Annotated in this window: 18 protein-coding genes; 5 read left to right on the top strand and 13 right to left on the bottom strand. The window is 62.2% G+C overall.

Annotated elements, in window-relative coordinates:
- Window positions 1-2: 2 nt before the first annotated feature.
- The 7 genes from cmk to mtnA form a co-directional block, all read right to left on the bottom strand.
- The gene (gene cmk, locus C4J84_RS08130) at window positions 3-692 is read right to left on the bottom strand and encodes a (d)CMP kinase (RefSeq protein WP_124403470.1); all 690 of its coding nucleotides are present in this window, start codon (window positions 690-692) and stop codon (window positions 3-5) included.
- Window positions 689-2,899 carry a bifunctional prephenate dehydrogenase/3-phosphoshikimate 1-carboxyvinyltransferase gene (locus C4J84_RS08125; RefSeq protein WP_256681414.1) on the bottom strand — a complete coding sequence of 737 codons (2,211 nt, stop codon included), beginning with the start codon at window positions 2,897-2,899 and terminating at the stop codon, window positions 689-691. Before C4J84_RS08125 ends, cmk begins: the two co-directional genes overlap by 4 nt.
- A gap of 28 nt (window positions 2,900-2,927) precedes the next feature.
- Complete coding sequence (gene hisC, locus C4J84_RS08120; RefSeq protein ID WP_124435162.1) at window positions 2,928-4,040, bottom strand: histidinol-phosphate transaminase; 1,113 nt, start codon at window positions 4,038-4,040, stop codon at window positions 2,928-2,930.
- Between the two features lie 9 nt (window positions 4,041-4,049).
- Window positions 4,050-5,144 carry a prephenate dehydratase gene (gene pheA / locus C4J84_RS08115; protein ID WP_094952927.1) on the bottom strand — a complete coding sequence of 365 codons (1,095 nt, stop codon included), beginning with the start codon at window positions 5,142-5,144 and terminating at the stop codon, window positions 4,050-4,052.
- Window positions 5,144-6,229, bottom strand: coding sequence for a 3-phosphoserine/phosphohydroxythreonine transaminase (gene serC / locus C4J84_RS08110; protein ID WP_124429059.1), 1,086 nt, complete (start codon window positions 6,227-6,229; stop codon window positions 5,144-5,146). The genes pheA and serC overlap by 1 nt, the downstream gene beginning before the upstream one ends.
- A gap of 231 nt (window positions 6,230-6,460) precedes the next feature.
- Entirely contained in the window at window positions 6,461-9,115 is a 2,655-nt protein-coding gene (gene gyrA / locus C4J84_RS08105; RefSeq protein WP_124370078.1) for a DNA gyrase subunit A, read from the bottom strand.
- 424 nt (window positions 9,116-9,539) lie between these two features.
- On the bottom strand, window positions 9,540-10,610 hold the full coding sequence (gene mtnA / locus C4J84_RS08100; RefSeq protein WP_124435161.1) for an S-methyl-5-thioribose-1-phosphate isomerase: 1,071 nt from the start codon (window positions 10,608-10,610) through the stop codon (window positions 9,540-9,542).
- A gap of 109 nt (window positions 10,611-10,719) precedes the next feature.
- On the opposite strand from mtnA, the gene C4J84_RS08095 reads away from it, so the two are divergent.
- The 4 genes from C4J84_RS08095 (at window position 10,720) to C4J84_RS08080 (ending at window position 14,379) form a co-directional block, all read left to right on the top strand.
- Window positions 10,720-12,051, top strand: coding sequence for a TRZ/ATZ family hydrolase (locus C4J84_RS08095; protein ID WP_124409343.1), 1,332 nt, complete (start codon window positions 10,720-10,722; stop codon window positions 12,049-12,051).
- Between the two features lie 29 nt (window positions 12,052-12,080).
- Window positions 12,081-12,779, top strand: a complete 699-nt coding sequence (gene ubiG, locus C4J84_RS08090) for a bifunctional 2-polyprenyl-6-hydroxyphenol methylase/3-demethylubiquinol 3-O-methyltransferase UbiG (RefSeq protein WP_124361853.1) — start codon at window positions 12,081-12,083, stop codon at window positions 12,777-12,779.
- 4 nt (window positions 12,780-12,783) lie between these two features.
- Window positions 12,784-13,455 (top strand): N-acetylmuramic acid 6-phosphate phosphatase MupP, encoded by a 672-nt coding sequence (gene mupP, locus C4J84_RS08085; RefSeq protein ID WP_124406634.1) that lies wholly within the window; start codon window positions 12,784-12,786, stop codon window positions 13,453-13,455.
- A 183-nt stretch (window positions 13,456-13,638) separates the two neighbouring features.
- Entirely contained in the window at window positions 13,639-14,379 is a 741-nt protein-coding gene (locus C4J84_RS08080) for a YciK family oxidoreductase (protein ID WP_124366321.1), read from the top strand.
- Window positions 14,380-14,517: 138 nt separating this feature from the next.
- On the opposite strand, the gene C4J84_RS08075 is transcribed toward C4J84_RS08080, so the two are convergent.
- The 6 genes from C4J84_RS08075 to C4J84_RS08050 are packed head-to-tail and all read right to left on the bottom strand — an operon-like array spanning window position 14,518 to window position 20,669.
- On the bottom strand, window positions 14,518-16,032 hold the full coding sequence (locus C4J84_RS08075; RefSeq protein ID WP_124435160.1) for an ABC transporter substrate-binding protein: 1,515 nt from the start codon (window positions 16,030-16,032) through the stop codon (window positions 14,518-14,520).
- On the bottom strand, window positions 16,014-17,033 hold the full coding sequence (locus tag C4J84_RS08070) for an ABC transporter ATP-binding protein (protein ID WP_124370074.1): 1,020 nt from the start codon (window positions 17,031-17,033) through the stop codon (window positions 16,014-16,016). Before C4J84_RS08070 ends, C4J84_RS08075 begins: the two co-directional genes overlap by 19 nt.
- The gene (locus tag C4J84_RS08065) at window positions 17,030-17,986 is read right to left on the bottom strand and encodes an ABC transporter ATP-binding protein (RefSeq protein WP_124370073.1); all 957 of its coding nucleotides are present in this window, start codon (window positions 17,984-17,986) and stop codon (window positions 17,030-17,032) included. Before C4J84_RS08065 ends, C4J84_RS08070 begins: the two co-directional genes overlap by 4 nt.
- Window positions 17,983-18,834, bottom strand: a complete 852-nt coding sequence (locus C4J84_RS08060; protein ID WP_124370072.1) for an ABC transporter permease — start codon at window positions 18,832-18,834, stop codon at window positions 17,983-17,985. Before C4J84_RS08060 ends, C4J84_RS08065 begins: the two co-directional genes overlap by 4 nt.
- On the bottom strand, window positions 18,831-19,778 hold the full coding sequence (locus tag C4J84_RS08055; RefSeq protein ID WP_124370071.1) for an ABC transporter permease: 948 nt from the start codon (window positions 19,776-19,778) through the stop codon (window positions 18,831-18,833). The genes C4J84_RS08060 and C4J84_RS08055 overlap by 4 nt, the downstream gene beginning before the upstream one ends.
- A 3-nt stretch (window positions 19,779-19,781) precedes the next feature.
- Window positions 19,782-20,669: a proline iminopeptidase-family hydrolase gene (locus tag C4J84_RS08050; protein ID WP_124366316.1), complete on the bottom strand. Its 888-nt coding sequence runs from the start codon at window positions 20,667-20,669 to the stop codon at window positions 19,782-19,784.
- 183 nt (window positions 20,670-20,852) lie between these two features.
- Here C4J84_RS08050 and C4J84_RS08045 point away from each other — a divergent pair, with 183 nt between their 5' ends.
- Complete coding sequence (locus C4J84_RS08045) at window positions 20,853-21,617, top strand: LuxR family transcriptional regulator (protein WP_124370070.1); 765 nt, start codon at window positions 20,853-20,855, stop codon at window positions 21,615-21,617.
- The last annotated feature ends 15 nt before the right edge of the window (window positions 21,618-21,632 follow it).

Genomic DNA, 21,632 nt, shown 5'->3' with positions numbered 1-21,632 from the left:
GGTCACCCGACGATATCGCGAATGGCGATCTCGCTCATGATGCGTTCCAGCACCTGCTCGATGGACAACTCCGTGGAATCCAGCTGTATGGCGTCAGCCGCCGGCTTGAGCGGGGCTACCGCACGCTGGGTATCACGCTCATCGCGTGCACGGATCTCATCTAGCAGACTCGACAGACTAACACCATCGACTTTGCCCTTCAACTGCAAGTAGCGGCGGCGGGCACGCTCCTCGGCGCTGGCGGTCAGGAAAATCTTCAACGGCGCCTCGGGAAACACCACCGTGCCCATGTCGCGGCCGTCGGCCACCAGGCCCGGCGGTTCCTGAAACGCGCGCTGGCGCTGCAGCAAAGCCTCGCGAACCGCCGGCAGAGCCGCCACCTGGGACGCGCCAGCGCCGATACTCTCGGTGCGAATCACGTCACTGACTTCATCACCTTCCAGAATGATGCGCTGCAATTGACCGTCGGTCGCCGCGATGAACTGCACGTCCAGATGAGCGGCGATTTTCGTCAGCAACTCTTCGTTGGTCAGGTCGACACCATGGTTGCGCGCAGCGAACGCCAGCAGGCGATACAGCGCGCCGGAATCCAGCAGGCACCAGCCCAGGCGCTTGGCCAGGATGCCGGCGATCGTGCCTTTGCCCGAGCCGCTTGGCCCGTCGATGGTAATCACCGGTGCTTTGATATTCACAATTGAGCCTCTTGGGCAACACGCATGCCGACGTGGGCACACAGTGTAAGAAAATTCGGAAAAGATGTAGCTACGTTGGCGCAGTCACGGATACGAATCGGCGCCGCCGCTCGCAAGGACGCCACGCTGAACGCCATGGCAATCCGATGATCGCCATGGGCATGCACGTCGCCACCGCCTATCGGGCCGCCGTCGATGATAATCCCATCAGGCGTCGGTTCACACTTCACACCCAGCGCCAACAGACCGTCGGCCATGACCTGGATACGGTCGGACTCCTTCACCCGCAACTCCTCGGCGCCGCGCAGTACGGTTCGCCCCTGCGCGCAGGCGGCGGCAACGAACAGCACGGGAAACTCGTCGATCGCCAGCGGCACCAGCGCTTCGGGAATCTCGATACCTTTGAGCACAGCCGCGCGCACACGCAGGTCGGCAACCGGCTCACCGCCCACCTCACGCGGGTTTTCCAAGGTGATGTCCGCACCCATCAGGCGCAGGATATCGATCACCCCGGTGCGGGTCGGGTTGATACCGACATGCTCCAGCAACAACTCGGAACCCTGGGCAATCGTGGCCGCGACCAGGAAAAATGCCGACGAGGAAATGTCTCCCGGCACTTCTATATGGGTCGCGGTCAACGCATGCCCGGATTCAACCGACGCCGTCGCGCCCTCCACGCCCACCGGATAGCCAAAACCGCGCAACATGCGCTCGGTGTGGTCGCGGGTCGGCGCAGGCTCGGTCACGCAGGTTTTACCTTCGGCATACAGCCCGGCCAACAACAGGCAGGATTTCACCTGGGCGCTGGCCATCGGCAGTACATAATTCAAGCCTTTCAACGCCTGACCGCCGCGGATGGTCAGCGGCGGACGCCCTTGCGGCCCGGTCTCGATCACTGCGCCCATTTCCCGCAATGGCTCAGCCACCCGACTCATCGGGCGCTTGGACAGCGACGCATCGCCCGTCAGCACGCTGTCGAAGCTCTGCGCCGCCAGCAACCCGGACAACAGGCGCATGGATGTTCCGGAGTTACCCAGGTAAATCGGCCCTGGCGCCGGTTTCAAGCCGTGCAAACCCACGCCATGAATCGTCACCCGCCCATGGTGCGGCCCTTCAATCACCACACCCATGTCGCGAAACGCCTGCAACGTCGCCAGGGCATCCTCGCCCTCCAGGAAACCTTCAACTTCGGTCACGCCGTCGGCCAATGAGCCCAGCATGATCGACCGATGGGAAATCGACTTGTCACCCGGCACTCGGATGCGCCCGCTCAAGCGGCCACCGGGGCTGGCGATAAACGTCAGCTCGTCGGCGTCCACGGCGGTTTCCATGTAAGCCCGGCGCGCCAGGATCTTGCTGAAGTGCTCACGCGCCACTCGCGCACGGGTGAACACGCCCAGTAATTGGTGACCATCGCCCGCATCCACCGCATCGCGCAAAGCATCCAGGTCGCTGCGGAAGGTGTCCAGGGTGCGCAACACCGCTTCGCGATTGGCGAGGAAGATGTCGTGCCACATCACCGGATCGCTGCCGGCAATCCGCGTGAAGTCGCGAAAACCTCCGGCGGCGTAGCGGAAAATCTCCAGATTTTCGTTGCGCTTGGCCAACGAATCCACCAGGCCAAACGCCAGCAGATGGGGCAGATGACTGGTAGCAGCGAGCACTTCGTCGTGGCGTTCAACCTGCATATGCTCCACGTCCGCCCCCAGCTCGCGCCACAGACGATCCACCACGGCCAAGGCCGCAGGATCGGTCTGCGCAAGCGGGGTCAGGATCACTTTGTGCCGACGAAACAGCTGTGCATTAGACGCTTCCACCCCGCTCTGCTCGGAACCGGCAATCGGATGGCCCGGCACGAAGCGCGGCGGCATTTCACCAAACGCCAGTTGCGCCGCGCGCACCACATTGCCCTTGGCACTGCCGACATCCGTGAGAATCGCGCTGCCCAGGTCCAGGCTGGCCAAAATCTCCAAGAGCTTTTCCATGGCCAGGATCGGCACCGCCAGCTGGATCACGTCGGCGCCATGGCACGCGACGGCCAGGTCCGCCTCACAACGGTCTACCACCCCCAGTTCTACCGCCAACTGGCGCGATTGCGGGTCCAGGTCCACGCCGACCACTTCGCCGCACAGGCCGCTCTCACGCAGGCCTTTGGCGAAGGAACCCCCGATCAACCCAAGACCAACCACCACCAAGCGACCGATCATAGGCACAGCAGGTTGCAATGCAGTGACATCAACCACGGGCCAGAACCTTGGCCAACGCCTCCAGGAAGCGGCTGTTCTCAGCCGGCAAACCGATGGTGACACGCAGGTGATTCGGCATGCCGTAATTGGCCACCGGGCGCACGATCACGCCTTCGCGCAGCAACCCCTGGAAGACCGGGGCGGCTACCTGGCCGAGGTCGACACAGATGAAGTTGCCCTTGGACGCAATCCAACCCAGGCCCAGCTCGCGGAAACCTGCCTGCAATTGCTGCATGCCGCTTTCGTTGAGGCGACGGCTTTCTGCCAGATAGTCGGCATCCTTGATCGCCGCACAGGCCGCCGCCAGGGCGAGACTGTTGACGTTGAACGGCTGGCGCACGCGGTTCAGTACATCGGCAACCACCGCCGTGGACAAGCCGTAGCCGACCCGCAGCGAGGCCAGGCCATAGGCCTTGGAGAACGTGCGTGACACCAGCAGGTTCGGGTAGGACGCCAGGAAGTCCAGGCCATCCGGCAGGTCGCTGCCTTCGGCGTACTCGATGTAAGCCTCGTCCAGCACCACCAGCACGTGCTCGGGCACGCCTTGCAGGAAGTCGTCCAGCGCCTGTACGTCGAACCAGGTACCGGTGGGGTTGTTCGGGTTGGCAATGAACACCACGCGGGTCTGGGCGTCGATGGCCTCCAGCATCGCCGGCAGGTCATGGCCCCACTCTTTTGCCGGGATAACGCGGGCATCCGCGCCTACGGCCTGGGTCACGATCGGGTAGACCGCAAAGGCATGCTCACTGAACACCGCATTCAGGCCCGGCGCCAGATAGGCGCGACCGACCAGCTCGAGGATGTCGTTGGAACCGTTGCCCAGGGTCACCTGATTCAGCTCGACCCGGCATTTTTGCGCCAGCAGCGACTTGAGGGCAAAGCCATTGCCGTCGGGGTAACGGGTCAGCTCAGCCAGCTCTTCACGAATCGCCGCCAGCACCTTGGGGCTCGGGCCCAGCGGGTTTTCGTTACTCGCCAGCTTGACGATCCTGGACGGGTCCAGATTCAACTCACGCGCCAGCTCGTCCACAGGCTTGCCCGGAACGTAAGGCGACAGTTGTTGCACGCCCGGCTGCGCCAGGGCGAGGAAGTTGCCACTCATGTTAAAGCCTCACAAAACCGCTTTCGGGTAAGAGCCCAGCACCTTGAGTGCCACGGCCTCCTGGCTGATTTTCTCCAGCACGCCTTTGACCAGTGGGTCGCGGTGATGCCCGATGAAGTCGATGAAGAACACGTAGGTCCATTTACCGCTGCGCGAAGGACGCGTCTCGATGCGCGTCAGGTCGATGCCGTTGTCATGGAACGGCACCAGCAGCTCATGCAGCGCGCCGGGCTTGTTGCTCATGGAAACGATGATCGACGTCTTGTCATCGCCCGTGGGCGGCACTTCCTGGCTGCCGATCATCAGGAAACGCGTGGAGTTGTCCGGGCGGTCCTCGATTTTCTCGGCCAGGCGCGTCAAGCCATACAGGCCCGCCGCCATATCGCCGGCAATCGCCGCCGAGTTCCACTCGCCCTTGACCCGCTTGGCCGCCTCGGCATTGCTGGAGACCGCCACGCGCTCGACATTCGGGTAATGCGCATCCAGCCACTTGCGGCACTGCGCCAGGGACTGGGCGTGGGAATAGATCCGGCTGATGCTGTCGGTCTTGGTGTTCTCGCCCACCAACAGGTGATGGTGGATGCGCAGCTCGACCTCACCGCAGATCACCATGTCGTGTTCCAGGAAGCTGTCCAGCGTGTGGTTGACCGCGCCTTCGGTGGAGTTTTCCACCGGCACCACGCCAAAATTCACCGCACCGGCTGCCACTTCGCGGAACACTTCGTCGATCGCCGCCATCGGCTTGCTGATCACGGCATGGCCGAAATGCTTCATGGCTGCCGCCTGGGTGAAGGTGCCTTCCGGACCGAGGTACGCCACTTTCAGCGGCTGCTCCAGGGCCAGGCATGAAGACATGATTTCACGGAACAACCGCGCCATTTCTTCGTTGCCCAGCGGGCCTTGGTTGCGTTCCATCACGCGTTTGAGCACCTGGGCTTCTCGCTCGGGCCGGTAGAACACCGGCACTTCGCCTTCTGCCAGGGACGCCATTTTCACCCGCGCCACTTCCTGGGCGCAGCGTGCGCGCTCACTGATCAGCTCGAGGACTTTCTCGTCCAGGCTGTCGATGCGTACACGCAGGGCCTTGAGTTCTTGCTCAGACATTAGCCGTGTTCCTTTTCAAACTCTGCCATGTAGGCAACCAGCGCGTTGATCGCGTGGATGTCGACAGCGTTATAGATGGAGGCGCGCATGCCGCCGACCGAACGGTGGCCCTTGAGGTTCAACAGGCCACGCGCTTCGGCGCCGGCCAGGAATGGCTTGTCCAGGCGGTCGTCAGCCAGGCGGAACGGCACGTTCATCCACGAGCGGTCGCTGAGGTTGATCGGGTTGCTGTACAGGCCGCTGGCGTCGATGAAGTCGTACAGGGTGCGCTTCTTCACTTCGTTGAGCTTACCCATGGCCGCCACGCCGCCCTGCTCCTTGAGCCATTCAAACACCAGGCCGGACAGGTACCAGGCGAACGCCGGCGGAGTGTTGTACATCGAGCCGTTATCGGCCGCGACCTTGTAGTTGAGCATGGTCGGGCACAGCGAGCGGGCGCGACCCAGCAGGTCTTCACGGATGATGTTGACCAGGATGCCGCTCGGGCCGATGTTTTTCTGCGCGCCGGCGTAGATCATGCCGTACTTGGACACATCGATCGGGCGCGAGAGGATGTCCGAAGACATGTCGCACACCAGTGGAACGTCGCCCACCTGCGGCACCCAGTCGAATTCCAGGCCACCGATGGTTTCGTTGGCGACGTAGTGCACGTAGGCCGCGTCCTTCGACAGTTTCCATTCGTTCTGACCCGGAATGGCGAAGTAGTCATATGGCTTGGCGGTGCCTGCCACGTTGACATGACCGTAGCGGGAGGCCTCTTCAATGGCCTTCTGCCCCCAGATACCGGTGTCGATATAGTCCGCCGTGCCGTCTTCCGGCAGCAGGTTCAGCGGGATCTGGGCGAACTGCTGGCTCGCGCCGCCTTGCAGGAACAGCACTTTGTAGTGGGAGGGGATGTTCAGCAAGTCGCGCAGATCCTGCTCGGCCTTGGTGGCGATGGACACGAACTCATCGCTGCGATGGCTCATTTCCATCACGGAGAGGCCTTTTCCATGCCAGTCGAGGAGTTCAGCCTGCGCGCGCTGCAGGACTGCTTCAGGAAGCGCCGCGGGACCGGCACAGAAGTTATAGGCTCTCTTGCTCACATCCAATCTCACTCTGGTCTGGTGGTAGTCACGCAAACATATCAGCCGACACCGGATCCCGTGTGGGAGCGGGCTTGCTCGCGAAAGCGGTGGGTCAGTCAGCTTATGTGCCGGTGACACTCCGCAATCGGGAGCAAGCCCCCTCCCACAGTTGGATTTTCATCGCTGTCGATATTTCCATCCGGACAAACAACAAGGGGGCGAATCTTCATCCGCCCCCTGTGTGTCCGCTTATTCCTGCGGTTCTTCTTCGTCTGCGGCTGCATCGAGGGTTGGCTCGTCGACGTTGTCATCGCCGGTTGCGATCACCTCGCCCTCAAAACCTTCCCCTTCGAGCTCGTCATCTTCAACTTCCGAAGGCTCCTGCACACGTTCCAGGCCGACCAGTTTTTCGTCCTTGGCCAGCTTGATCAAGGTCACGCCCTGGGTGTTACGGCCCAGGCTCGAGACTTCTGCCACGCGGGTACGTACCAGGGTGCCCTGGTCGGAAATCAGCATGATTTCCTCGCCGTCGAGCACCTGCACCGCGCCGACCAGACGACCGTTGCGGTCGTTGCTGACCATGGCGATCACGCCCTGGCCGCCACGCTTGTACTCCGGGAACTCGCTGATGGCGGTGCGCTTGCCGTAGCCACGCTCGGACGCGGTAAGGATCTGGCTGCCTTCTTCCGGGATCAGCATGGAAATCAGCTTCTGCCCTTCCGGCAGGCGCATGCCGCGCACACCACGGGCAGTACGGCCCATGGCGCGAACGTCGGATTCCTTGAAGCGCGTGACCTTGCCGCCGTCGGAGAACAGCATGACTTCGCGCTCGCCGTCGGTGATGGCCGCCGAAATCAGCACGTCGCCTTCATCCAGCTCCAGGGCGATCAGGCCCACGCTGCGTTGACGGCTGAAGGATTCCAGCGGGGTCTTCTTCACGGTGCCTTTGGCGGTGGCCATGAAGATGAAGTGACCCTCGGTGTATTCATCGACCGGCAGCATGGTGGTGATGTACTCATCACTGTCCAGCGGCAGCAGGTTGACCAGTGGGCGACCACGGGCAGCGCGGGAGGCTTCAGGGATTTCGTAGGTTTTCAGCCAGTACACCTTGCCCTTGCTGGAGAACAGCAGCAGCGTGGTGTGGCTGTTGGCAACCAGCAGGTGAGCGATGTAGTCCTCATCCTTCACGCCGGTAGCCGATTTACCTTTACCGCCACGACGCTGGGCCTGGTAGGCCGCCAATGGCTGAGTCTTGGCATAGCCGCCGTGGGAGATGGTCACCACGCGCTCTTCTTCCGGGATCATGTCACCCAGGGTCAGGTCGAGGCGCGCATCAAGGATTTCGGTACGGCGCACGTCGCCGTATTCGGCGCGGATCACTTCGAGTTCTTCGCGGATCACTTCCATCAGGCGCACGGCGCTGTTGAGGATGCGGATCAACTCGCCGATCTGGTTGAGGATCTCCTGGTACTCGGCCAGCAGCTTCTCGTGCTCCAGGCCGGTCAGGCGGTGCAAGCGCAGTTCCAGGATGGCCTGGGCCTGTTCCGGCGACAGGAAGTACTTGCCTTCGCGCAGGCCGTATTGCGGGTCCAGGGTTTCCGGACGGCACGAGTCGGCGCCGGCACGTTCAACCATCGCGACCACGGCGCTGGATTCCCACGGCGTGCTGATCAGCGCTTCCTTGGCTTCCGACGGGGTTGGCGAGGCCTTGATCAGGGCGATCACCGGGTCGATGTTCGACAGCGCAACCGCCTGGCCTTCCAGGATGTGGCCGCGCTCGCGGGCCTTGCGCAGTTCGAACACGGTACGGCGGGTGACCACTTCGCGACGGTGACGCACGAAGGCTTCCAGCAGGTCCTTGAGGTTCAGGATGCGCGGGCGGCCATCGATCAGCGCAACCACGTTGATACCAAACACGCTTTGCAGCTGGGTCTGGGCGTAGAGGTTGTTGAGGATCACCTCAGGCACTTCGCCACGACGCAGCTCGATTACCACGCGCATACCGTCTTTGTCGGACTCGTCGCGCAGCTCGGTGATGCCTTCGAGCTTCTTCTCTTTAACCAGCTCGGCGATCTTTTCGATCAGGCGCGCCTTGTTCAGCTGGTACGGAAGTTCGGTGATGACGATCTGCTGGCGGCCACCGACCTTGTCGATGTCTTCGATCATCGAGCGGGCACGCATGTAAATGCGGCCGCGACCGGTGCGGTAGGCTTCGATGATGCCGGCGCGACCATTGATGATCGCGGCGGTCGGGAAGTCCGGGCCGGGGATGTATTGCATCAGCTCATCGATGGTCAGCTCGGGGTTGTCGATGAGGGCCAGGCAACCGTCGATCACTTCACCGAGGTTGTGCGGCGGGATGTTGGTCGCCATGCCCACGGCGATACCGCTGGAACCGTTGACCAGCAGGTTGGGAATACGGGTGGGCATCACGGCCGGGATCATTTCGGTGCCGTCGTAGTTCGGCACCCAGTCCACGGTTTCTTTATGCAGGTCGGCCAGCAGCTCGTGCGCCAGCTTGGTCATGCGCACTTCGGTGTATCGCATGGCTGCGGCGTTGTCGCCGTCGACCGAACCGAAGTTGCCCTGGCCGTCTACCAGCAGGTAGCGCAGGGAAAACGGCTGGGCCATCCGAACGATGGTGTCGTACACCGCAGTGTCGCCGTGAGGGTGATACTTACCGATCACGTCACCGACAACACGGGCAGATTTCTTGTACGGCTTGTTCCAGTCGTTACCCAGCTCGCTCATCGCGAACAGCACACGCCGGTGCACGGGCTTCAAGCCGTCGCGCGCATCAGGCAGTGCCCGACCGACAATTACGCTCATCGCGTAGTCGAGGTAGGACTGTTTCAGCTCGTCTTCGATATTGACCGGGAGGATTTCTTTGGCCAGTTCGCCCATGAGAAGCCTGATTCCTTTTTCGGGTGAAACTTCGTCACGTCCAGATGGGCCGAACGAAGCTCGCCGCTGCCGGCACGGTGCCTGACAACGACTTACGACAAATCAACGAGTTATGACACGGATCTGCACGTTATGGGCAACCCCTCGGGGCGGCCCTGGAAACCGCCGGATGTTATCACAATCGCCGCCACGCACCTATCCCCCTGATGCGCATGGAGGCTAGTAATTTGTTGAATGACAGGCTTGAGGAGGACGAGAGAGGCTCAGAGGTGGGGTGGCGCTGTTTTTTGGGGGCGGATCCGAGGGTTTTATTGACTTTGAGAGCCAATCGGGGGCAAGCCCCCTCCCACATTTTGAATGTATTCACAACTCAAGTGTGGGAGGGGGCTTGCCCCCGATAGCAATTTCACCAACAACACAACCCTCAATGCAGCCGCTTACGGCACATCAACCTGGCCAGCTTCGCCGCATCCGGCCGCTCCACCACCCCTTTCTCGGTGACGATCACATCAATCAGGTCGGCCGGGGTGACATCGAAAACCGGGTTGAAGGCCTGGACCTCCAGCCGCTGGCCATTCACCTCCAGCAACTCAGCCACATCACGCTCTTCCAGGGCCACATCATCGCCAGTGGCCATCATCAGGTCGAGGGTCGAGCTCGACGCCACCACCATAAAGCGCACGCCGTGGTGCATGGCGCACACGGCCAACTGATAGGTGCCGATCTTACTGATCACATCGCCATTGGCCGCGATGCAGTCAGCGCCAACCACCACCCAGGTCACGCCTTTGGTTTTGAGGATATGCGCCCCGGCGGAGTCGGCATTGACCGTCACCGGGATACCCGCGCCCGCCAACTCCCACGCCGTCAGGCGCGAGCCTTGCAGCCATGGACGGGTTTCGTTGGCATAGACCTGCTCGACCAGCCCCTCCAGGAACGCCGCGCGAATCACCCCGAGGGCCGTGCCGACACCGCCCGAAGCCAATGCGCCGGCATTGCCATGGGTGAGGATCGCCTGGGCATTGCCCTGGTGCTTGCGAATCCGCTCCATACCCAATTGGGCCATGACGACATTGGCCTCTCGGTCACTTTCATGGATGGCGATGGCTTCGGCTTCCAGCACGGCCAATGGGTCGGCGTGCTGCTTGAGGCGGTCGAGGCGGTCGCGCATGCACTTCAGCGCCCAGAACAGGTTCGATGCGGTGGGTCGGGTATCGGCCAGCAGTGCGTAGTCTTCTTCCCATGCCGCCTGCCAGTCGCCGCCTTCGGCCATGCGCTCGCGAGCAGCCATGACCAGCCCGTAGGCTGCGCTGATGCCGATGGCAGACGCGCCGCGCACCACCATCGAGCGAATGGCGGCGGCCACTTCGCTGGCGGTCGAGCAGGCCACCCAGCATTCCCGAGCCGGCAGCGCACGCTGATCGAGCAGGTGCAGCACGCCATCACGCCAATCGATGGCCTTCACCTTCTCTGCAGCCAACAGTCGGTCGCGCATCCCTTACCCCGTACTCATGAACAAAAGCCGCCGATTATAGCGATCCGCCAGCCAGGACGCTCGGGTATACTTCGCCCTTCTTTTATAGCTGCCCAGGAAGAAGCCTGCGATGACGCCCACTGCCGCCCCGCTCGACTTATTGCTCCTGCCGACCTGGCTGGTCCCCGTCGAACCCGCTGGCGTGGTGCTCAAGGAGCATGGCCTGGGTATCCGTGACGGCTGCATCGTGTTTATCGGGCCGCGGGCGGCGGCGCTCAAGCTTGAGGCCAGCGAGGTGCGCGAGCTGCCCGGCATGCTGCTCAGCCCGGGCCTGATCAACGCCCACGGGCATGCGGCGATGAGCCTGTTTCGCGGCCTGGCCGATGACCTGCCGTTGATGACCTGGCTGGAAAAACACATCTGGCCCGCCGAGGCCAAGTGGGTCGATGAAGCCTTCGTCCGCGATGGCACCAACCTGGCCATCGCCGAGCAGCTCAAGGGCGGCATCACCTGTTTCTCGGATATGTACTTCTACCCCAAGGTCGCCAGCGACTGCGTGCACAACAGCGGCATGCGCGCACAGATCGCCATTCCGATCCTGGATTTCCCGATCCCCGGCGCCAGCAGCGCCGATGAGGCAATGCGCCAGGGTATCGAGCTGTTCGGCGACCTCAAGCACCACCCCCGCATCAAGATCACGTTCGGCCCCCACGCGCCTTACACCGTCAACGATGACAACCTGGAGAAAATCCGGGTGATCGCCGAAGAACTGGACGCCGCAATTCATATGCATGTGCACGAAACCGCCTTCGAAGTGCAGCAGGCCGTGGAACAGACCGGCGAGCGGCCATTGGCGCGCCTGGGTCGCCTCGGCTTGCTGGGCCCGCGCTTCCAGGCCGTTCACATGACCCAAATCAGCGAGGATGACCTGGCTTTGCTGGTAGAAAGCAACACCAGCGTCATTCATTGCCCGGAATCGAACCTGAAACTGGCCAGCGGCTTCTGTCCGGTTGAACGCCTGTGGCAGGCTGGCGTCAATGTGGCTATAGGCACTGACGGCGCCGCCAGCAACAACGACCTCGATCTGTTGGGCGAAACCCGCACCGCCGCCATGCTGGCCAAGGCTGTCGCTGGTTCGGCGACCGCGCTGGACGCCCACCGCGCACTGCGCATGGCGACCCTCAATGGCGCGCGGGCGATGGGCCTGGACGGCCAGATCGGCTCGCTGGAAGTCGGCAAGGCCGCAGATATCGTCGCCTTCGACCTTTCGGGGCTGGCGCAACAACCGATCTACGATCCGGTCTCACAGCTTATCTACGCTACCGGTCGCGATTGCGTGAAACACCTTTGGGTCGCCGGCAAGCAGTTGCTCGACGACCGACGATTGACCCGCATGGATGAAGCACAGTTGACCGCCACGGCCATTGCCTGGGGCCAGCGCATCAGCGGGCACAGCGAATAAACCGATTTATCAGATTCAGAGGATTCACCATGAGCAACGTCGACCACGCCGAAATCGCCAAATTCGAAGCCCTGGCCCACCGCTGGTGGGACCGTGAGAGCGAGTTCAAGCCCCTGCATGACATCAACCCACTGCGGGTCAACTGGATTGACGAACGCGTCAACCTGGCCGGCAAGAAGGTGCTGGATGTGGGTTGTGGCGGTGGCATCCTCAGTGAAGCCATGGCCCAGCGTGGCGCTACCGTGATGGGCATCGACATGGGCGAAGCGCCGCTGGCCGTGGCCCAGCTGCACCAGCTGGAATCCGGCGTGAGCGTGGAGTACCGCCAGATCACCGCCGAAGCCCTGGCCGAGGAAATGCCTGAGCAGTTCGACGTGGTCACCTGCCTGGAAATGCTCGAGCACGTGCCGGACCCGTCTTCGGTGATCCGCGCCTGTTTCCGCATGGTCAAGCCTGGCGGCCAGGTGTTTTTTTCCACCATCAACCGCAATCCCAAGGCTTATCTGTTCGCGATCATCGGCGCCGAATACATCATGAAGCTGCTGCCGCGCGGCACCCATGACTTCAAGAAATTCATCCGCCCGTCCGAGCTGGGGGCCTGGAGCCGTCAGGCCGGCCTCAGCGTAAAAGACATCATCGGCCTGACCTACAACCCACTGACCAAGCACTACAAGCTGGCCAGCGACGTTGACGTCAACTACATGATCCAGACCCTGCGCGAGGAGTAAGCCTGTGAAGTTGCGAGCGGTTCTCTTCGACATGGACGGTACCCTGCTGGACACCGCGCCGGACTTTATCGCCATCTGCCAGGCCATGCGTGCCGAGCGCGGCCTGGCACCGGTCAATCCGCAGCACATCCGCGATGAAATCTCCGGTGGCGCGCGGGCCATGGTCGCCGTGACCTTCTCGATGGACCCGGAGTCGCCAGGCTTTGAAGACCTGCGCCAGGAATTCCTCGAGCGCTACCTCAAGGACTGCGCGGTGCACAGCAAACTGTTCGACGGTATGGCCGAACTGCTGGAAGACATCGAGAAGGCCAAGCTGATCTGGGGCGTGGTCACTAACAAGCCGGTGCGCTTTGCCGAGCCGATCATGCAGCGACTGGGCCTGGCCGAACGCTCGGCCGTGCTGATCTGCCCGGACCACGTGAAAAACAGCAAGCCGGACCCGGAACCGATGCTCCTGGCGTGCAAGCTGCTGAACCTGGACCCGGCCAGCGTGTTGTTCGTGGGCGATGATTTGCGTGATATCGAATCCGGCCGCGACGCTGGTACGCGTACGGCGGCGGTGACCTACGGCTATATCCACCCGGACGACAACCCGCGTCACTGGGGCGCGGATGTGGTGGTGGACCACCCGCTGGAACTGCGCAAGGTGCTGGATAACGCGCTGTGCAGTTGCTGATTGTTCGCGATGCTGCTGACCGATGAAGATCCAAAATGTGGGAGGGGGCTTGCTCCCGATAGCAGGGTGTCAGTCACTGTATTTGTGACTGACCCACCGCAATCGGGAGCAAGCCCCCTCCCACATTTGGATTTGTTTACTGTTTGGATTTTGGCCACATACTGAATTTTGTCGAGGCTATTTATGTTTGATTACGCTGCACCTCCGGAACTGCTCAAAGGCCGCATCATCCTGGTCACCGGTGCCGGCCGTGGGATCGGCGCCGCCGCGGCGAAAACCTACGCGGCCCACGGCGCCACCGTGCTGCTGCTGGGCAAGACCGAAGCCAACCTGGCCCAGGTGTATGACGAGATCGAAGCGGCGGGCCAGCCGCAGCCGGTGGTGATCCCGTTCAACCTGGAGACCGCCCTGCCCCATCAATACGATGAGCTGGCGGCGATGATCGAAAGGGAATTCGGCCGCCTCGACGGCCTGCTGCACAACGCCTCGATCATCGGCCCACGCACACCGATCGAACAGTTGTCCGGCGAGAATTTCATGCGGGTGATGCACGTGAACGTCAACGCGATGTTCATGCTGACCAGCACCTTGCTGCCGCTGCTCAAACTGTCCCAGGATGCGTCGGTGGTGTTCACCTCCAGCAGCGTCGGGCGCAAGGGCCGGGCGTATTGGGGCGCCTACGGTGTGTCGAAGTTTGCCACTGAAGGCTTGATGCAAACCCTGGCCGATGAGCTGGAGGATGTGGCCGCCGTGCGCGCCAACAGCATCAACCCGGGCGGTACGCGCACCAGCATGCGGGCCCAGGCGTACCCAGGGGAAAACCCGATGGAAAGGCCAGCGCCGGAAGAGATCATGCCGGTGTACCTGTATTTGATGGGGCCGGACAGTGCGGGCATCAATGGGCAGGCGTTTGATGCGCAGTAGCCACTAACACAAGACATAAGTGGAACAAAATGTGGGAGGGGGCTTGCTCCCGATAGCGGAGTGTCAGCCAACAGATTAATTGGCTGATCCGCCGCTATCGGGAGCAAGCCCCCTCCCACATTGGTATTGCAGCGCTTGTCAGTTTTTCACCACTTCCTCAAGGGTAAAGCGCCCCAACGGGTTCTGCAGGAAGTTGCTCACATTCTTGCGTGAGATGTTGATATACGGGCTGTAATACAGATCGATCCAGTTCACATCCTGCTTCGCCAGTTTCTGCAATTGCACATACATCTGCTCACGCTTGGCCGGGTCGGCCTCGATGCGCGCTTGTGCCACCAGCGCCTTGACCTTGTCGTTCTGGTAGCGGGTCATGTAGTTCTGGTTGGTGTCGTGGCCCAGCACGAAGGTGGTCTTCTGGTCCGGGTCGAGGATGTCGTTGGTCCAGTACATCACCGAAATATCGTACTCACCGTCCACCAGCATCTGCCAGCTCTGGGTCGGGTCGACTTTCTGCAGGTTGGCGGTGACGCCGACCTTGGCCAGTTGGTCCTTGATGATCACCGCGATCTGCTCGTCAGCTTCATTGCCGGCGTTGACCACGTAGTTGAGCTTCAAGTCCTTGGCGCCTGCCTCTGCCAGCAGCTTTTTGGCCGCAGTCGGGTCATATGGGCGCTGCAGGTTATTGGCGTAGTGATACAGCGAGCCTTTGGGGATGTAGGAATACGCCACGGTGCCTTGACCGTAAGTGGCGGTCTTTACCAACGATTGTTTGTCGATGGCCATGTCCAGCGCTTCACGCACCTGCGGCTTGGCCAGCAGGCCGTGCGCGTGGTTGATCAGCAGGTGATCTTCGCGGGTGGACGGGTCGGCGTGGATCACCACGTTCGGGTCTTTCTTCAGCTCCTCGACGCGGGAGAAGGGTACGAAGATCGCCGTGTCCAGCTCGTTGTTCTGCACCATGCGCATGCGTGTGTTGTCGTCGGTGACCGACACCCATTCCACGCCGTCCAGGCTGACCTTACTGGCCTGCCAAAAGTTCGGGTTCTTCTTCAGGATCACGCGGTCGCCTTTACGCCATTCGTCCACAGTGAACGCGCCGGAGGTCACCGGGTTTTCCGAGTAGGCGTCTTCGCCCATCGCCGTCATGGCTTTTTCCGACAGGATCGACACCGTTGGCGAGGCCAATTGCGAGAGAAACGCCACCGCCGGGGTTTTCAGGGTGACCACCAGCGTCTTCGGATCGCTGGCCTTGGCGGTGTCGATCAGGCTGAACGGGTCACTCCACAGCGACGCCTTGTTATCGCGGATGCGCAACAGGCTGAACGCCGCATCGCTGGCGGTGATCGGCGATCCGTCCGAAAACTTCGCCTCGCGCAGTTTAAAAGTGTAGGTCAGGCCGTCCTTGGAAATCTCCCAGCTTTGCGCCAGGCCCGGCTCCATTTTGGTGCCCAGGTTATCCACGCGCACCAGGGTGTCGTAGACGTTGGCGAACACCCAGGTATCGCGGTTCTGCGCGCTTTTGATCGGGTCAAAGGTGGTGCTGTCTTCACGGCAGCCGATGGTCAACACGCCGGCGGCCTGGGCCAGGCCGGCAGTCAGGGACCAGGCGGTCAGCGTGGCGGCAGCGAGCAATTTCAGATGGCGCGATTGCATGTCATAACTCCTTGTTCATGATGGGCAGGAAGGGTCAAAGGGTGTTCAAGCACGCAACTGTATCGATGCTCGTGCAGCGAATGGGTGGGCGGCAACACCACGGAACACATGGCGCGGGCATACCGGCAACGCGGGTGAAACGCGCAACCGGTGGGCAGGTTCAGTGGGCTGGGTGGTTCGCCGGGCAGCGGCTGCGCCGGTAATGGACGATGCGGGTCAATCTGTGGAATCGCCTCGATCAACGCCGCCGTATAGGGGTGACGCGGTGCAGTGAATACAGCTTCCACCGGCCCTTCCTCGACGATCTTGCCCAGGTACATCACCGCCACGCGGTCGCACAGGCGCCGCACGATGGCCAGGTCATGGGCGATAAACAGGATCGCCAGGTTCATGCGCTGTTGCAATTGCAGCAGCAAGTTAATGATCTGGCCCTGGATCGACACGTCCAGCGCCGCCACGCATTCGTCGGCGATGATCAAGCGCGGCTCCACCGCCAGCGCCCGTGCGATTCCCACGCGCTGGCACTGGCCGCCGCTGAGGGAGCCCGGCTTGCGCGACGCCAATTCAGGCCGCAGGCCGACCAGTTCGAGCAGCTCATCGACCCGGGCGCGGATGTTTTCCGGGGCGACCTTGCGCTGCACCCGCAACACTTCGGCGAGGGTTTCGCCGAGAGTGAGGCGCGGGTTCAGGGCGGCGTAAGGGTCCTGGAAAATCATCGCGGTTTCCTGGCGCAACCGCGCAATATCGATGGCGCTGCCCTGGGCCATGTCGACACCGTCAAACAACACCTGACCGGCGCTGATCGGGTTAAGGTGCAAAATCGCCCGCCCCAACGTACTTTTACCGCTGCCGGACTCGCCCACCAGCCCGAGGGTTTCACCGGCCGCCAGGTTCAGTGAAACCCCGTTCACCGCCCTCACCCACTGCTTGTTCAACCCGAACAGGCCAGTGCCGGACGCGGCAAAGCGCACCTCCAGGTCCTTGATCTGCAGCAGACTCATGGGCGTTCTCCGAGGGGATAGTGACACGCCACCCGTGCGCCTTCCGGCAACAGCGCCGTACACAGGGCGCCGACCTGCGGGCAGCGGGGGTTGAAACGGCAGCCGTCAGGCAATGCGTCGAGCAGCGGTGGCTGGCCAGGGATAGTGCGCAGCAATGCATGACCGCTGCTGTGGGCCGGCTGGCAATCGATCAGCCCGGCGGTGTACGGATGCCGGGGGTGGGCGAGCAGTTCGTATTTGCTGCCGTGTTCGCACAGCCGCCCGGCGTACATCACCGCGATGGAGTCGCAGCTTTGCGCCACCACGCCGAGGTCATGGGTGATCATGATGATCGACAGGCCACGCTTGTCGCGAAGGTCGAGCAACAGCCGCAGGATTTGCGCCTGCACCGTCACATCGAGGGCGGTGGTGGGTTCGTCTGCGATCAGCACCTTAGGGTTGCACCCCAGGGCTACCGCAATCATCGCGCGCTGGCGCATGCCGCCGGAAAATTCATGGGGATAGTTGTCGACCCGCGCCTGCGGGTCGGGAATACCCACTTGGCGCAGCACGTCGATGGCCTGCAGGCGCGCGTCTTTTTTCGAGGCGCCCTGATGCAGGCGGATGCCCTCGGCGATCTGTTCGCCGATACGCATCAACGGGTCCAGGTGACTGCTGGGGTTCTGGAAAATCATGCCCAACTGCCCGCCCCGGATGGTACGCATGCCGGCTTCATCCAAGCGCAACAGGTCCTGGCCGGCCAGTTGCACTGCGCCGCCTTGTACGCGCAGGTTGGGCGACGGCAACAGGCGCATCAGCGCGCGACAGGCCAGGGTCTTGCCCGAACCGCTTTCACCGACCAACCCCAGGATCTCGCCTTCGGCCAGGTCAAACGACACGCGATCGACCAGGCACAACTCGCGCCCGGCGTTATTGGCGATCACGCTAAGGTCGCGCACCTGCAGCAGGCTCATGAACGATCCCCCAACACTTGCGCCACACCATCGGCCAGCAGGCTGAAGCCCATGGCCAGGGTCACGATGGCCACCCCTGGAAAGGTGCAGATCCACCAGGCGGTGGTGATAAAGGCCTGGCCCTCGGCGACCATCGTCCCCCATTCGGCGGTGGGCGGTTGCACGCCCAGGCCCAGGTAGCTCACGGCCGCACCGTTGAGCAGCACCAGCACCGCGTCGGACATGGAAAACACAATCGAGCCGAACAGCGCATTGGGCAGCAAATGCCGGAACAGGATGCGCCCATGGCCAAACCCCAGGCTCTTGGCGGCCAGGGCGAACTCGCTTTCCTTGAGCACCAGAATCTGCGAGCGGATCAACCGCGCATACGACACCCAGCCCACCAGCGCCATGGCGATGTAAAAGCTCTGCAGCCCAGGCCCGAGAATGGCCATGATCGCCAGCATCAGCACCAGGAACGGAAACGCCAGCACCACATCGATCACGCGCATGCACACACTGTCGAAGCGCCCACCGATATAGCCGGACACCGCGCCGACGAAGGTGCCGATCATGAACGGAAAGATCACCCCGACAATCGCCAGTTGCAGGTCGATGCGCGCGCCCCAGATCACCCGTGAAAGGATGTCACGGCCGTAGTTGTCCGTGCCGAACGGGTGCGCAATGCCGGGCGCAAGCAGACTCATCTCGGTGTTCTGCGCGATGGGGTCGTAGGGGGCGATCCACGGCGCGAACAGCGCCAGGGTCAACCATGCAAACAGTATCAACAGGCCCCACGCGGCAGTCAGGCGACCGTTGCCAAAACCCAGGCGCAGGCGCCAGGGGGCGACCAATGGGCGGCCGTTCATTGCATCTTCACCCGTGGGTCGAGGGCCACCGTCACCACGTCGGCGACGAAGTTGACCACCACCGTCGCACAGGCCAGCACCATCGCCACGCCCTGCACCACCATGTAATCGCGGGTAAAAATACCGCGCACCAGCAACTGGCCGATGCCGGGAATGGCGAACAGGCTTTCGATGACCACCGTGCCGCTGATCAGCCAGCCGATATTCACTGCCAGCAGGTTAACCGCCGGCACCAGCGAGTTGGGCACCACATGGCGACGGAACACGGCGGCTTCAGACAGCCCCCGCGCCCGTGCCGCGGTGACATGGTCGGCCTGCAGTTCCACCAGCATGCTCGCGCGCAGATTACGCACCAGCACCGCCGACAGCGCCAGCGCAATGGTCAGACACGGCAGCAGCATATGGTGGGCCTTGTCCAACCAGGTGCGGCCATAACCGGACACCGGAAACAGGCCCCATTGCACACTCAGCAACAGGATCAGCATCAGGCCCAGCCAGAACGCCGGCATGCCCAGGCCGACCGTGGTGAACACGCGAATCAGGGTGTCGGGCCAGCCGCCTTTATTGCGCGCCGCCAGTGTCGCCAGCGGCAGCGCGATCAACAGCGCCAGCACCACGCTGCCGAGCACCAGCACCGACGTCGGTTCGATACGGGTGACAATCAGCTTGAGGGCGTCGACCTTGTACAACAGCGATTGGCCGAGGTCGCCCTTGAGCAGGTTCTTCAGGAAATAGAAGTATTGCAGCCACAACGGCTCATCAAGGCCGTACTGGGCGCGGATTTTCAGCAACGCGTCCGGCGTGCTGCGCGAGCCCAGCAGCGCACGCGCCGGATCGCCCGGGATCGAGCGCACCAGCACGAAGGTGATCAAACTGATGCCCAACAGCACCGGCAACAACTGCAGGGGCCGGGACAACACGAAACGGTAGCGGGCCAGGTTCATCCATCAGCCTCGGTGGCGGGCGAGAAAGTCCAGCAGCACCGGAAAATACGCCTGGGGTTCTTCGTAGAACGGCATATGGCTGCTGTTGGGAAATACGTGCAATTCGGCGTGCCGGGCCGCCATTTTCATGCGCATGGCACAGGCCGGGGTGAGTTCGTCGTGCTGGCCGGTGGTGATCAGCATCGGCATGCTGAAGTCGGCCATTTCGGCGATGCGGTTCCAGTCCTTGAGGTTGCCGACATACAGGAATTCGTTGGGCCCTTGCATGGTTTCGTAGGGGCCCATGTTCCAATCGCCGAGGGAGCGTTTGACCGGCTCCGGCCATTCATCCAGGCGGCAGACGTGGCGATAGTTGAGCAAGGTGATGGCGGCTTGATACTGCGGGTGGTCGAGGGTGCCCATGGCCTCATGACGTTGCATCATGGCCACGGTTTCGCTGCCGAGGGCGCCGCGCAGGCGCTCAAGCTCCTGGGACAGGTGCGGAATATCGCCGACGGTGTTTTCGAGGATCAGGCTTTTCAGCGCATCGGGATAATGAATGGCGTACTCGATGCCCAACCAGCCGCCCCAGGAATGCCCAAGCAGGTGCACACGGCCCAGGTCCAGGGCCTGGCGGACGGTTTCAACTTCTTCGACATAACGGCGGATTTCCCACAGGGAAACGTCGTTCGGTCTGGCTGATGCGCCGGTGCCAAGCTGGTCGAATGCAACCACTCGCAGGTTATGTTCTTTGAGCCAGCCATGGGCGTCGCGCAAATAGTCACACGGCAGGCCCGGGCCGCCGTTGAGGCACAGCAGCACCTCATCGCCTTCGCCAAAGCTGTAGACCACGAGATTATGGCCGTCGACTTGCACGTTGTACCGCTGGTCGGGGGCTATTTCACGCCACATGCATACATTCCTTGTGTTGTATCGGCCTGGCAGGTAGTGGCCGTTTATCACGTCAACACTACCGAGGATGCCGCGCGTCCATAACCTAGCGTTTCTTATAGGTTTGGCCTGGCAGTCCTTCGCCGGGGCGTGGCATTCTACTTGCAGCAAGTCGAGATTCAAATGAATTCGGGAGCAGAACGGATGCTGGCCAAGCTAACTGCCTTCAATAGTCGTCTGATGCCGGGCAGGAGCCTGGACGAGCAGATGGACAATACGTTTATCCTCGCCCAACAGTTGGGCTTCGATGCGCTGGTGTATGACTACACGCCAGTGCCTATCGACCTCAACGGTGCGCTGATCACGCCCTCGGTGCTGCAACTGCGCAACACGCCGACCGACTGGCACGCCTTGTGGTGCAGCGAAGGGTTCTACCAGATCGACCCGGTGCAACATTTGGCCTTGAACAGTGTGTCGCCATTTGTCTGGTCTTATGAGGCCAAGGCCGAGACTGCCCTGCAAACGATCATCGACCCCTGCCATGCACCCGTTTCGTCCTACCTGCACGAACAGCAGTTGACCTGCGGCGTCAGCGTACCGATCCACCTGCCCCGCGGTGGCTTCGCCTCGTTGACCGGCCTGCGCACCGGCACGGCGAGCACGGTATTGAAGGATGCGCAGCAAACCTTGTCGGACTTCAGCGTGATCAGCCATGCGTTACAGGAGGCGGCTTACCCTTTATTCAACAAAGCGTTGCGCACCTACCCGCATATCCACCTGACCAAACGCGAGCGCGAGTGCCTGAAATGGGCCGCCGATGGCTTGACTGCGGCCGAGATCGCCGCGCAATTGAGCCGTTCGCTGGCGGTGGTCACCCTGCACCTGGCGTCGGCCATGCACAAATTGGGCGCCAAGAACCGCGTGCAGGCGGTGGTGCGAGCCACGCACTACCGGTTGCTGGACGATTGATCCTTAGGCAAAACC

Source organism: Pseudomonas sp. R11-23-07, from assembly GCF_003852295.1.
GTDB lineage: Bacteria > Pseudomonadota > Gammaproteobacteria > Pseudomonadales > Pseudomonadaceae > Aquipseudomonas.
This window is presented reverse-complemented; position numbering and strand designations above follow the sequence as displayed.